The organism is Thioclava sp. 'Guangxiensis', from assembly GCF_045348365.1.
Lineage (GTDB): Bacteria > Pseudomonadota > Alphaproteobacteria > Rhodobacterales > Rhodobacteraceae > Thioclava > Thioclava kandeliae.
Genome location: NZ_CP155824.1, coordinates 203,225 through 215,000 on the forward strand (window position 1 = coordinate 203,225; position 11,776 = coordinate 215,000).

At 63.7% G+C, this 11,776-nt stretch carries 13 protein-coding genes (1 of these 13 only partly in view); 5 read left to right on the forward strand and 8 right to left on the reverse strand.

The window, feature by feature from the left end:
- The first annotated feature begins 89 nt into the window (after positions 1-89).
- From ABEB22_RS18205 to ABEB22_RS18215, 3 genes are read left to right on the forward strand one after another with little or no spacing between them, the layout of a single operon-like run.
- Positions 90-596, forward strand: a complete 507-nt coding sequence (locus ABEB22_RS18205; protein ID WP_339115343.1) for a 2Fe-2S iron-sulfur cluster-binding protein — start codon at positions 90-92, stop codon at positions 594-596.
- Entirely contained in the window at positions 593-1,612 is a 1,020-nt protein-coding gene (locus ABEB22_RS18210) for a xanthine dehydrogenase family protein subunit M (protein WP_349295218.1), read from the forward strand. The genes ABEB22_RS18205 and ABEB22_RS18210 overlap by 4 nt, the downstream gene beginning before the upstream one ends.
- Positions 1,609-3,807: a xanthine dehydrogenase family protein molybdopterin-binding subunit gene (locus ABEB22_RS18215; protein WP_349295219.1), complete on the forward strand. Its 2,199-nt coding sequence runs from the start codon at positions 1,609-1,611 to the stop codon at positions 3,805-3,807. The genes ABEB22_RS18210 and ABEB22_RS18215 overlap by 4 nt, the downstream gene beginning before the upstream one ends.
- A 42-nt stretch (positions 3,808-3,849) precedes the next feature.
- Here ABEB22_RS18215 and ABEB22_RS18220 read toward each other — a convergent pair whose 3' ends face one another.
- From ABEB22_RS18220 to ABEB22_RS18230, 3 genes are all read right to left on the reverse strand, one after another.
- Positions 3,850-4,395 (reverse strand): nucleotidyltransferase family protein, encoded by a 546-nt coding sequence (locus ABEB22_RS18220; protein ID WP_349295220.1) that lies wholly within the window; start codon positions 4,393-4,395, stop codon positions 3,850-3,852.
- Positions 4,392-5,312: an XdhC family protein gene (locus tag ABEB22_RS18225; RefSeq protein WP_349295221.1), complete on the reverse strand. Its 921-nt coding sequence runs from the start codon at positions 5,310-5,312 to the stop codon at positions 4,392-4,394. Before ABEB22_RS18225 ends, ABEB22_RS18220 begins: the two co-directional genes overlap by 4 nt.
- Before the next feature lie 131 nt (positions 5,313-5,443).
- A complete protein-coding gene (locus ABEB22_RS18230; protein WP_339115348.1) occupies positions 5,444-6,463 on the reverse strand; it encodes a 1-aminocyclopropane-1-carboxylate deaminase in 1,020 nt (339 codons plus the stop codon).
- Positions 6,464-6,599: 136 nt separating this feature from the next.
- Here ABEB22_RS18230 and ABEB22_RS18235 point away from each other — a divergent pair, with 136 nt between their 5' ends.
- A complete protein-coding gene (locus ABEB22_RS18235; RefSeq protein ID WP_339115349.1) occupies positions 6,600-7,076 on the forward strand; it encodes an Lrp/AsnC ligand binding domain-containing protein in 477 nt (158 codons plus the stop codon).
- A gap of 32 nt (positions 7,077-7,108) precedes the next feature.
- Here the strand turns inward: ABEB22_RS18235 and ABEB22_RS18240 are convergent, their stop codons facing one another.
- The 5 genes from ABEB22_RS18240 to ABEB22_RS18260 form a co-directional block, all read right to left on the reverse strand.
- On the reverse strand, positions 7,109-8,002 hold the full coding sequence (locus ABEB22_RS18240; protein ID WP_406871208.1) for a metal ABC transporter substrate-binding protein: 894 nt from the start codon (positions 8,000-8,002) through the stop codon (positions 7,109-7,111).
- 16 nt (positions 8,003-8,018) lie between these two features.
- Positions 8,019-8,891: a metal ABC transporter permease gene (locus ABEB22_RS18245; protein ID WP_339115351.1), complete on the reverse strand. Its 873-nt coding sequence runs from the start codon at positions 8,889-8,891 to the stop codon at positions 8,019-8,021.
- Positions 8,888-9,637 carry an ABC transporter ATP-binding protein gene (locus tag ABEB22_RS18250; protein WP_349295222.1) on the reverse strand — a complete coding sequence of 250 codons (750 nt, stop codon included), beginning with the start codon at positions 9,635-9,637 and terminating at the stop codon, positions 8,888-8,890. The genes ABEB22_RS18245 and ABEB22_RS18250 overlap by 4 nt, the downstream gene beginning before the upstream one ends.
- A complete protein-coding gene (locus tag ABEB22_RS18255; protein ID WP_406871209.1) occupies positions 9,634-9,765 on the reverse strand; it encodes a hypothetical protein in 132 nt (43 codons plus the stop codon). Before ABEB22_RS18255 ends, ABEB22_RS18250 begins: the two co-directional genes overlap by 4 nt.
- Positions 9,766-9,925: 160 nt before the next feature.
- Positions 9,926-10,507 (reverse strand): TetR/AcrR family transcriptional regulator, encoded by a 582-nt coding sequence (locus ABEB22_RS18260; RefSeq protein ID WP_349295223.1) that lies wholly within the window; start codon positions 10,505-10,507, stop codon positions 9,926-9,928.
- Between the two features lie 150 nt (positions 10,508-10,657).
- Here ABEB22_RS18260 and ABEB22_RS18265 point away from each other — a divergent pair, with 150 nt between their 5' ends.
- Positions 10,658-11,776: the 5' portion of a multidrug effflux MFS transporter gene (locus tag ABEB22_RS18265; protein WP_349295224.1), read on the forward strand. It continues 114 nt past the right edge of the window; the window shows 1,119 of its 1,233 coding nt (coding positions 1-1,119); its start codon is at positions 10,658-10,660; its stop codon lies beyond the right edge, outside the window.

Here is an 11,776-nt window from a genome sequence, read left to right on the forward strand (position 1 = left end):
GGAACCAGCCAGCGCCCGACTCGTTGGGGGAGTTAGAGACCGCGGACCGGCAGCGCCGGTCGGCTTATCCAACCCCCACGGGAGTCACCATGCATACCGAATTGAAGGTCAACGGAACGACCCACAGGCTGGATCACGATCCTCGCCTGACACTACTCGACGCGCTGCGCGACCATCTGGAGCTGACCGGCTCCAAAAAGGGCTGCGATCATGGACAATGCGGAGCCTGCACGGTTCTGGTAAACGGGCGTCGGGTGAATGCTTGCCTGTCGCTGGTCGCGATGCATGATGGCGATCAGGTGACCACGATCGAGGGGCTGGGCAATCCCGAAAACCTGTCCGATCTGCAGGCTGCCTTTGTAAAGAAGGACGGCTATCAGTGCGGGTATTGCACGCCCGGTCAGATCATGTCGGCCACCGGGATGATGGAAGAGGCCAAGGCGGGGGCGCCGTCACATGTGTCGCCGGATCTGGCGGGCGAGGTCAGCCTCGACGACGCCGAGATCGCCGAGCGGATGAGCGGCAACCTGTGCCGGTGCTCGGCCTATCCCTTTATTCGTGAGGCAATCGCAATGGCGGCGGAGGTGAAGAAATGAGGGAGTTCACCTATAGCCGTGCCGAAGATCAGGCCGCCGCGATCGGGGCGATGGGCAATGGCGCGCGCGCCATTGCGGGTGGGACCAACCTGCTGGATCTGATGAAAATTCAGGTCGAAGTGCCTCAGGCGCTCGTGGATATTTCCCGCGTGGCAGGTCTGGACAAGGTCGAGCCGCAGGACGGGGGCGTGCGGATTGGCGCGCTGGTGACCAATGCCGATCTGGCCGCCGATCCGAAGATCCGCGCGCTTTATCCGGTCCTGTCTCGCGCCATTCTGGCGGGAGCTTCGGGCCAGATCCGCAATAAGGCCACCACGGGCGGCAATCTGCTGCAGCGCACGCGGTGCCCGTATTTCTATGATACCTCGATGGCCTGCAACAAGCGCGAAGCGGGCACCGGCTGTTCGGCGCAGGGCGGTGTCGGGCGTATGCTGGCGATTTTCGGCACCTCCGAGGACTGCATGGCGGCGCATCCGTCGGATATGGCCGTGGCGATGCGGGTGCTCGAGGCACAGATCGAGGTCACGGGCGAAAATGGCGCGCGTCTGGTTGCGATGGATGAGTTCTACACCCTTCCGGGGGATCGACCGGATGTGGAGACGGTGCTCAAGCCGGGCGAGATGATCACGGCGGTGGTATTGCCCGAACCGGTCAAGGGCTCGGTTCAGGCCTATCGCAAGGTGCGCGACCGCGCATCCTATGCTTTCGCTCTGGTGTCGGTGGCGGCAGTGATCACGCTGGAGAACGGCAAGATCGCGCAGGCCTCGCTGGCCTTTGGCGGTGTGGGCGTGCGCCCGTGGAAGAACGCCACCGTGGACGGGATGCTGGTGGGGCAGGAGCCAAGTGACGCGCTCTTCGCAAAGGTGGCCGAGGCGCTCTGCCGCGATGCCAATCCGCATCCCGAGACCGAGTTCAAACTTCCCCTTCTCAAACGCAGCCTGATGGCCGTGCTGCGGGAGGCCGCGGGCCTCGCACCGGCCTCGGCTGGCACCGATAAAACGAGGACTGCCGCATGAATGATGTCTTCCGCATGGACAAAGCCCAACCCCGCCTTCTCGACGAGATGCAGCAGGGGGTTCTGGGAAAACCGCTCGACCGGAGCGAGGGCGCGCTGAAGGTTTCGGGTCTTGCCACCTATGCCGCCGAGGTCAAACTGCCCGGTCGGGTCGATGGGGTCTTGGTGCGCGCCACGATCACCAAGGGGAAGGTGACAGGCATCGACGAGAGTTCGATTGCGCATCTTCCGGGGATTCTGGGCGTGTTCCACGGCCCGAAATTCCTGCGCAACCCCGCGCAGGGCATGGCGGACGAGGCTCCCTCGCAGCCCGATACGCGGGTCGATTACTACGGTCAGCCGGTAGCGTTGGTCGTGGCCGAGAGCTTCGAGCAGGCCCGTGACGGCGCGTTGAACCTGAAGATCAGCTATGAGGCCGAGGAGGTCTCGGTCGATCCGCTCGATGAGGCCTGCCATGCGCCCGACAATGACGGCGCGGTCATCAAGGGCGAGATCGACAAGGTGATGACGGCGGCGGATGTTGCGGTCGATCTGACCTTCACCACGGCGGGCCATGTGGCGGCCGCGATGGAGCCCCATGCCGCCGTGGCCGAGTGGAAGGGCGAGCATGTGATCCTGCATGGTTCGCTGCAGATGCTGCGCTTCAACCGCAACGAGCTGGCGGATTCGCTGGGGATCGACCCGAAATATGTGCGGGTGCTCTCGCCCTATGTGGGCGGCGGGTTCGGGTCCAAGCTCGGCGTGGGCGCGGAGGCCGTGGCAGCCTGTCTGGCCGCCAAGGAGCTCGGGCGCCCCGTGCGGGTGGTGATGACGCGCCAGAACGTGTTTGACGCGGTGCTGCACCGGACCCAGACCGTCCAGCGGCTGCGCTTTGCCGCCGATAAATCGGGCAAGCTGTTGGCGATCGGTCATGACGATCTGGTGACGAACCTGTCGGATGAGGGCTTTGCCGAGCCGTGCTCGCAGGCGTCGCAATTCCTCTATGGTGCTGAAACACTGCATTTCCTGCAGACGGTGGCGCAGGTGCATCGCACGCCCACGGGCTCGGTGCGCGCACCGGGCGAGGCTGTGGGGATGGTGCCTTTCGAGGCGGCCTTTGACGAGCTGGCCGAGAAGCTGGACATGGATCCGGTGGAGTTGCGGCTGAAGAACATCCCCGATGCCGATCCGGTGGACGGGCTTGCCTACTCGGCGCGCTCCCTTGCCGAGAGCCTGCGTGAGGGGGCCAAGCAGTTCGGCTGGGACAAGCGTCAGGCACCGCGTTCGCGGATGGAGGGCGAGTGGTATATCGGGATGGGCGTGGCCTCTGCCGCGCGCAAGAACCTGTTGGTGCCCTCGGCAGCGCGTGTCATCCTGCGCGGGGATGGTGCCGTGGTCGAGACCGATATGACCGATATCGGCACCGGTAGCTACACGATCCTGGGACAGATCGCGGCGGAGATGCTGGGTCTGCCGATGGAAAAGGTCGAGGTGCGTCTGGGTGATACCGATCTGCCGGGGGCCTCGGGCTCGGGCGGCTCTTTCGGGGCCAATTCGGCGGGTTCGGCGGTATTCCTCGCGGCCAAGAAACTGCGCGAGGAGGTTGCGGGCAAGCTTGGCTGCGATGTGGCGGATCTCACGCTGAAAGACGGGATCGCGCGGGGCGGCAATCTGGAGAAACCACTTTCCGAGCTGATCGAGAGCGAGATCTCGGCAGAGGGGGCCATCGAGGGCGGCAAGACCTCGGAAGAGTTCCTGTCCTCGGGCTTTGGCGCGCATTTTGTCGAAGTCGCGGTGCATCGCTGGACCGGCGAGACCCGTGTGCGGCGGATGCTGGGGGTCTTCGGTATGGGGCGGATCCTCAACGAAAAGACCGCGCGCTCGCAGGCTGTGGGTGGCATGATCTGGGGCGTGGGCACGGCGCTCAACGAAGAGCTTTCCCATGATCCGCGCACCGGTCATCTGGTCTCGCGCGATCTTGCCAATTACCACGTCCCCTCCCATGCCGATATTCCGGGGAAGATGGATGTGGTCTTTTTGGAGGAGCGCGATGATCAGGCCAACCCGATCCAGACCAAGGGCATTGGCGAATTGGGGATTTCGGGTGCGGGGGCCGCAATCCTGAACGCCATTCACAACGCTTGCGGCGTGCGGGTCTATGATGTGCCAGCCACGCCCGACAAGATTGTGGCGGGGCTCGAAGCTCTCGAGGGCTAAAGACAGCAAAAAACGAGAATAGGGGCGGCCTCAGGGCCGCCCCTATTCCATCAGATCTGCCAGAAAATCGATATCGCGCAGATGCGCGGCAGGCAGAATGACTCGCCTGAGATCGGGGCGGTGGCGCAGCAGGCGTCCTGCGCCCTGATCGCCTGTCACCTCCCTCAATGCGGCAATATCCTGCGGTGCGATCAGCACCGGCGGCATGATCGGGTCGTCCGAACCCGCGCAGGCACAGGCGGGGGCTGTGCCCTCTGCCACCCACTCCAGATCCTTGCGGGTGAGGGCGGGCATATCGCCGAGCGTGATGAGGATATTGCGGGTGGGCGTCCCGAGCGCGGCCAGCCCCGCTTTCAGGCTCTCCGATTGAGGCTGGCCTGCGGCAATGCGGATGATCCGGTAGCCCGACGGGGCCAGAAGGTCCGCGACCCTCTCGTTGGAGGTTACGGCGATCGTGTCGCGGGTCAACTGGCGCAAGGCCCGCGCCATATGCAGCACCAGAGGCATACCGCGATACTCGGCCAGAAGCTTGTCCTCGGGCCCGAAGCGGCGCGAGGCGCCTGCGGCCAGAAGAAGTCCGGTGATCATGTGATCCGCGCCTCGGCCAGCACATCGGCCAGAACCGAGACCGCCAATGTGCGGGCGTCGCGCGCCGAAGGGATCAGCCCGAAGGGGCGGTCCATCCGCGCGATCTGTTCGGGGGGCACACCGGCATCGGCCAGCGTGGCGCATCGGGCCTCATGGGTGCGCAGGCTGCCCTGCGCCCCGATATAGAAGGCGTCGCTGGCCAGCGCGTGCGTAAGGATCGGGGGTTCCCAGTCGTGATCGTGGAAAAAGAGCGTGACGGCGGTATAGGGGTCGGTCTGCAGGCCTTCGGGCCAGCGCGCCGAAACGAGGTGGCGCGCGGGATGGCCCTCGGCCTTGCCAATGGTTTCTTCGCTGGGCGAGAAGAGTTCGGTCGGATAGCCTGCCAGATGGGTCAGCCCCGCAAAAATCCGTGCTTCGGGCCCCTTGCCGAAGACCAGAAACCGCAGATCTGGCGTGAGGGTCAGCGCGACCTCGCCCGAGGCATCAGGGAGGGGCAGCCGCAGTGCGGCGGGGCGGCGTGCGGCCAGCTGCGCTTGCGCGGCGATGAAGGGCGCGCGGGCTTCGGGCGTGGAGACCGGCATCAGGAGGATATCGAGCCCGCCGCCGCAGGGCAGGGCCAGATCGGGATAGGGCGAGCCGCGGCCATAACGGATCACGCGGGGCGTTCCGCTGGCGCGGATCGAGGCGGCATGGAGCACCACATCCTCCTCGATGCAGCCCGAGGAGAGCGACCCCGTCCGGCGACCTTCGGGCGTGATCGCCATGCCGGCGCCTTTGGGCCGGTAGGATGGGCCTTCGGTGTCAACGATGAGCGCCAGGACATCGGCCTGCCCGCTGGCGAGGGGCGCGAGCGGGAAGTCCGACTGGGCGAGGGAGAAGGACCGGCTCTGGGAGGCGGTGCGTTCGGTGGTGGTCATGGTCAGGTCCGGTTTTGTGTTGCTTCCCATGTAAATCGCGCGGCTGCGAATCCTAGCCCTGACCATTGCGCAATGTCTATTGCGGCCCGATAACGGTGTCGGGCCGCGCAGAAGGCGCAATCTTTGGGCGCTCAGCCCTCGCGATAGTAATAGCTGTAGCCGTTGAGCGCGGGCGCACCGCCCAGATGCGCATAGAGAACCTTCGAGCCTTCGGGGAAGAAGCCCTTTTTCGTCAGGTCGATCAGGCCTTGCATGGATTTGCCCTCATAGACCGGATCGGTGATCATGGCCTCGGTGCGGGCGGCAAGGCGGATCGCCTCGTTGGTTTCTTCCGAGGGGACACCATAGGCGGGATAGGCGTAATCCTCGTTGATGACGATCTCGTCCTCGCGGATCCCGCGCCCGAGTTCCACGAGCTTTGCGGCATTATCCGCGATCTCGCGCACCTGCGCGCGGGTCTGCTCGGGTGTGCCCGAGGCATCAATGCCGATCACCCGGTCGGCGCGGTCCTGCGCGGCAAAGCCCACGATCATCCCCGCCTGTGTCGAGCCGGTCACCACGCAAACAACGATATAGTCAAAGGTGAAGCCCAGCTCCTTCTCCTGCTCGGCCACTTCCTCGGCAAAGCCGATATAGCCGAGCGCGCCATATTTATGGACCGAGGCTCCGGCGGGGATGGCATAGGGTTTCCCGCCACGATCCTTGACCGACTGGATCGCATCCTCCCAGCTCTTGCGGATGCCGATATCGAAGCCGTCCTCCACCAGCCGCGAGTCGGCGCCCATCAGGCGGGTCATCATGATATTGCCGACGCGGTCATAGACGGCGTCATAATGGGGCACCCATTTCTCCTGCACCACGACACAGCCCATGCCGAGCTTGGCGGCCGTGGCCGCGACCATGCGGGTGTGGTTCGATTGCACGCCGCCGATGGAGACCAGCGTATCGGCACCCGAGGCGATGGCGTCGGGGACAATATATTCCAGCTTGCGCAACTTGTTGCCACCCATCGCGAGGCCGGAATTGCAATCCTCCCGCTTGGCATAGATCTCGATGCCGCCGCCAAGCGCCTCGCTCAGGCGGGGCAGATGCTCGATGGGGGTCTTGCCGAAGGTCAGCGGATAACGGGGGAATTTGTCGAGTAGGCTCATCTGGGTCTCCGTTTGGTGATGGAGACAGGCTAGCGAGAAGTCTGTGAAAGGTGCTCTCTAACTTGGCTTGCAGATTTGCGGGATCTCTCTCAAAATTCTCCTGCTGTCGTGAAACAGGAAGATAAAGGGTGATATTTTGGAAGATCCTTCCACAGTAGATCTGGACAGAATCGATCTGTCGATCCTGCGGCTGTTGCAGTCCGACGGGCGGCTGAGCAATGCGGAGCTGGCGGCGCGGTGCAATATCTCGCCCGCCACCTGCCACAGGCGGACGCAGCGGCTGTTCGAGACGGGCGTCATCTCGAATGTGCGCGCGCGGATCGCGCCCGATTGTGTGGGGCTCGGGGCCTTGGTGATGGTGGGCGCGGTGCTCGACCGTTCGACGCCCGAGAGTTTTGCCGAATTCGAGGCGGCGGTGCAGAAGATGCCTGCGGTGCTCGACTGTATCCTCGTTGCAGGGGATTTCGATTATCTGATGAAGATCCGCGTGGGCGATATGCGCGATTTCAACCGCCTGCACGGGCGCGAGCTGATCACCCTGCCGGGGGTGCGCCAGATCCGGACCTTCTTTGCCATCAAGGAAGTGAAGGATGACGCGGCCCTGAAATTCTGAAAATGGGGCGGCTTGCGCGCCGCCCCGATGGATTACTTCTGCGAGATCGCCGTGGCGATCTGGTCCGCATTATAACGCATCAGATCCAGATAGGTTGGCGCCGGACCATCGGAGCCCGAGAGCGATTCCGGATAAAGCTCGCCGCCCGGCTGCGCGCCGGTGGCTTCTGCTATCTGTTTGACCAGACGCGGGTCGTTCGAGTTCTCGACGAAATAGGTCTTCACACCATCCGCCCTGATCTGGTCGATCATGCGGGCGACATCTGCGGCGGAGGCTTCGGTCTCGGTGGATACGCCCTGCGGCGCAAGGAAGGTCACGCCATAGGCCTCCCCGAAATAGCCGAAGGCGTCATGGCTTGTCAGGATCTGGCGTTTGCCGGTGGGCGTCTCGCCGATCTCCTCGCGGATCCTGCCATCCAGCGCACGCAGCTGGTCCTTGTATCTCGCGGCATTGGCCTTGAAATCGGCGGTATCGGCCGGATCGGCCTTGGCCAGAGCCATCTCGATATTATCGACCCAGATCATCACATTGGGGATCGAGTTCCAGACATGGGGGTCGGTGACCTGCTTGCCGTCCTCATCAAACATATGGGTTTTGATGCCCTCGGAGACGATGACCGGCTCCTTGTCGGTGCCCGAGGCCTTGGCCAGACGTTTGAACCATGTCTCGAGGCCCTCGCCGCTGAGGAAGGTCACCGGTGCCGCTTTGAGCGCCTTCGCATCCTCGGGGGTGGGGGAGTAGTCATGGGGGTCGCCATTGGCGGGCACGAGGTTGCGCACATTCACATGTTCGCCGCCCACGTTTTTGACGACATCGCCCAGAACCGAGAAGCTGGCGACGACATTGATCGTATCTGCATGGGCAGTGCCCATAGTGGCGACGGTGATGGCCAGCGCCGAAAGCGTGGGGCGGAAGAGATGTGTCATTGCGGTTATCCTTTGATTAGCCCGCGAGATGGGGGCGGTGAAGGGCTCGGGCCAGAAAGCCTTGCGGCGCGACCAGAAGGGAGATGGCGTAGAAACAGCTGGCGGTGAGGATGATCGTGGGGCCGGAGGCAAAGCCCAGATGGTAGGAGACCAGAAGCCCCAGAAAGCCCGAGACCATGGCGATGGCCGCCGAGACCGCGACCATTGCGGGCAGGGTGCGTGCCCAGAGCTGGGCACAGGCGGCGGGCAGCATCATCAGCCCCACGGCCATCAGCGTGCCGAGTGCCTGAAAGCCCGCCACGAGGTTGATGACCAGCAGAAAGAGGAAGATCAGATGATAGAGGCTGCCACGCCCGCCGACCGAGCGCAGGAAGTTCGGGTCGAAACATTCCATCACCAGCGGGCGATAGACCAGCGTCAGCACGATCAGCGTGAAGCTGGTGATCCCGCCCACCATGTAGAGCGCCTTGGCATCGACCGACAGGATCGTTCCGAAAAGCACATGGAGAAGGTCGATATTGGAGCCTTTGAGCGAGACGATCAGCACGCCAAGCGCCAGCGAGGTGAGATAGAAGGTGGCAAAGCTCGCATCTTCCTTGATCTGGGTGCCGCGGGTGACCAGCCCTGCCAGCACGGCGACGCTCAGCCCCGCGACCGCGCCGCCGACCCCCATCGCGAGCTGCGATAGCCCGCCCGCCAGCAGGAAGCCGATCGCGGCGCCGGGCAGGACCGCATGGCTCATCGCATCGCCCACAAGGCTCATCCGGCGCAGCATCAGCAACACGCCTACCGGCCCCGAACCCAGCCCGAGGGCGATGGAGGCCACAAGGGCGCGGCGCATGAAGCCATAATCGACAAAGGGCTGGAGGACCGCGGAATAGAGGCTCATCTTGTGGCATCTTTCGGTTCGCAGGGGCCGGCATCGGGCATCCATGCGGTGGTGGTATTACGGGCGATGCGGAGGTTGTCCTCGGTCAGCACCTGTGGCGTTGAGCCCCAGCCGATCATCTTGCGCGCGATCAGAAGCGTCTCGGGGAAGGCCGCGCGCACCTGTTGGATGTCATGCAGGACGGCAATCACCGTCCGGCCCTCGCCATGCCAGCGGGCGATGATGTCGAGCAGGTCGCGGGTTGTCGCCTCGTCGATGGCGGTGAAAGGCTCGTCGAGCAGGATCACCTGCGCATCCTGCACGATCAGCCGCGCAAAAAGCGTGCGCTGCATCTGCCCGCCCGAAAGCGACGAGATCATGCGGCTCTCGAATCCGCTCATGCCGACCGCCGCGAGCGCCGCGGCCACCTTTTGCGAGAAGCTGCGCCCGATGCTGCGGAAAGCCCCGATCCGGCGCCACGCGCCCATGACCACCACATCCGAGACCGTCATCGGGAAGCCGCGCTCGATCTCGGACAGCTGAGGCAGATAGCCGAAATCATCGGGTCTGAGGCCGCCGAAATCGATCCGGCCCTCGACGCCCAGACGCTGACGCATCAGCGCCTTCATCAGGGTGGATTTGCCCGCGCCATTGGGGCCGACGATGGCGGTCTTGCTGCCGTGCGCGAAACAGCCAGACAGGTGGTGGACCGCCGGACGCCGGTCATAGCTGAGCGTGACATTGTCGAATGTGATGGGCGTGGTCATGGCAGGGTGACGGCCCAAGCGACCAGACCCCAGAGGAGGGCGATCACGATCACGGCGTAGACCATGCGTCTTACCGCGCTGATCGACAGGGTCGAGATGCGCAATTCTATCGGGGCATTTCGGGGCATCGGAACTCGGGCTTACATTGATATGTTATACTATAACTTATTTGTAAGATGCCTATGATGCAAATGCTGGCGGGAGGAAAATCACGTCCGCTTGAGGTGGGATCTTTCTGGTGGGACTATCCGGTGGAAGAGGTCCGCGATGTTCGATCGGGTCGCGGTGCTAGCCAGAGGTTGCGCTTGCAAAAACGGTCGCGACCAACCGCGTGACGACCTGCTCGTCGAGCGGATCGCCATTGAGCACCCGATACCAGAACGCGCCATGGATCATGTCCGACAGGATCTGCAGGTCGCATCCCCCCCCGATTTCCCCGCGGGTCCGCGCATGGCGCAGGATCTCGAGCATCAGCTCTTCGCGGGGCTTCACGAAGCTCTGCACGAAATGGGCGCGGAACTGCAGATCCGTCTGGGCGGCGGCAATCAGCGCGGTCAGGGCGCTGCCCATATCCGCGAGATTGTGGAAGATCTGGGTCAGGAACAGCTCCAGCGTCTTGCGCCCCGGGCAATGCGGATCGAGCGGGGGCAGGGGGGCCGACATCGCATGGAAACTGTCAAGGACGAGATCGGCCTTGGTCGGCCAGCGCCGGTAGAGGCTCTGGCGGGAGACGCCTGCCTCTTCGATGATCTGCGAGATCGATACCGCCTCATAGCCGTGCTGGGCGACGAGATGATGGGCCGCGGCCAGAAGGGCGGGGCCGGTATCGCGGTTGCGCGGCCGTCCGGCGGGGGGAGGCGTTTGTGTCATAGCTGCCCTGCATGGGTTAAGAGACGCGAGTTTCGTATTGATGCGAGACCCAAGTCTCCTAATATCGGTTGCAAGCCCGCCGATCAATTGGAATCGGTCCCTTCCCTTTGGCGCATTGCCCGTTGGTGGCGCCTTACGACTGGATAGATCATGTCAGACCGCCATCCCCCCTATTGGGTTTTTGTCACCGTGCTTGCGCTTCTTACCATCTTCCCGCCGCTTGCGACGGATATGTATCTCTCGGCGATGCACGAGCTGGAGGGGGTGTTGAACGCCTCTGCGGCCGGGGTCGAGATGTCTCTCTCGCTCTTCTTTCTGGGGCTTTGCGCGGGGCAGCTGATGATGGGACCGCTGATCGAGGGATATGGCCGCAAGGTGCCGCTGATCTGCGGGGCGGCGCTGTTCACCGTGAGCTCGCTGGCGCTTCTGTTCACGCGCGATATTACGGTATTCAACAGCCTGCGCTTCGTTCAGGCGGTGGGTGCCTGTGCGGGGATGGTGGTCGGTCGGGCGATGGTCTCCGATCTCTTCACCGGTCGGCAGATGGCCAAGACGCTGACGGTTCTTGTGATGCTGATGACGGTCGGGCCGATTGCGGCGCCGTTTCTGGGCTCGGTGCTCTATACCTATCTCGGCTGGCAGGCGATTTTCGTCGCGATGATCGTGATCGGCTGTGTTGCGGCGATACTGGCGCAGATCACATTGCCCGAGACCCTGCCAGCCGCGAAACGCCAGCCCAAGGCCTTTCGCGGGGCCTTCCGCAGTTATGGCACGCTTATCGCGCGACCGGCCTTTGTGGTGGCAACCCTTTCGGCGGCCCTGATCCAGGGGGCGATGTTTGCCTTCATCACGGGCTCGGCAGGGGTGTTCAAGACCGGCTTCGGCCTCGGTAATATGCAATACGGGCTGATCTTCGGGCTGGTGGCTGCGGCCCTGATGCTGTCATCTCATCTCAACACGAAGCTGCTCGACAGGGTCTCGCCCGAGGCGCTGATCGGGCGCGGTCTGCCTGTCATCGTGATGTTGGCTCTCGGGTTGGTTATGCTGTCGGGCACCACGAATTTATGGGTCTATGTCGTGCCCCTATGGCTGGTGATGGGCATGGTCGGGCTTCTGACGGCCAATATGATGGCGGTCGCTATGGGGGCTGCGCGGGCAATGGCGGGTGTCGGCTCGGCGCTGGTCGGCGCGATCCAGTTCGCGATTGCGTTCCTGTGTTCGTCCTCGGTCGCGCTGATCCCTGTCTCTGACGGTCTGGCCATGGCCGTG

Excerpts from the sequence above, each read along its gene's own strand:
- ABEB22_RS18225 (WP_349295221.1), bottom strand. The coding sequence starts at position 5,312 with ATGACCACCACCGAACGCACCGCCTCCCAGAGCCGGTCCTTCTCCCTC.
- ABEB22_RS18210 (WP_349295218.1), top strand. The coding sequence starts at position 593 with ATGAGGGAGTTCACCTATAGCCGTGCCGAAGATCAGGCCGCCGCGATC.
- ABEB22_RS18215 (WP_349295219.1), top strand. The coding sequence starts at position 1,609 with ATGAATGATGTCTTCCGCATGGACAAAGCCCAACCCCGCCTTCTCGAC.
- ABEB22_RS18250 (WP_349295222.1), bottom strand. The coding sequence starts at position 9,637 with ATGACCACGCCCATCACATTCGACAATGTCACGCTCAGCTATGACCGG.
- ABEB22_RS18240 (WP_406871208.1), bottom strand. The coding sequence starts at position 8,002 with ATGACACATCTCTTCCGCCCCACGCTTTCGGCGCTGGCCATCACCGTC.
- ABEB22_RS18230 (WP_339115348.1), bottom strand. The coding sequence starts at position 6,463 with ATGAGCCTACTCGACAAATTCCCCCGTTATCCGCTGACCTTCGGCAAG.
- ABEB22_RS18260 (WP_349295223.1), bottom strand. The coding sequence starts at position 10,507 with ATGACACAAACGCCTCCCCCCGCCGGACGGCCGCGCAACCGCGATACC.
- ABEB22_RS18220 (WP_349295220.1), bottom strand. The coding sequence starts at position 4,395 with ATGATCACCGGACTTCTTCTGGCCGCAGGCGCCTCGCGCCGCTTCGGG.
- ABEB22_RS18255 (WP_406871209.1), bottom strand. The coding sequence starts at position 9,765 with ATGCCCCGAAATGCCCCGATAGAATTGCGCATCTCGACCCTGTCGATC.
- ABEB22_RS18205 (WP_339115343.1), top strand. The coding sequence starts at position 90 with ATGCATACCGAATTGAAGGTCAACGGAACGACCCACAGGCTGGATCAC.
- ABEB22_RS18245 (WP_339115351.1), bottom strand. The coding sequence starts at position 8,891 with ATGAGCCTCTATTCCGCGGTCCTCCAGCCCTTTGTCGATTATGGCTTC.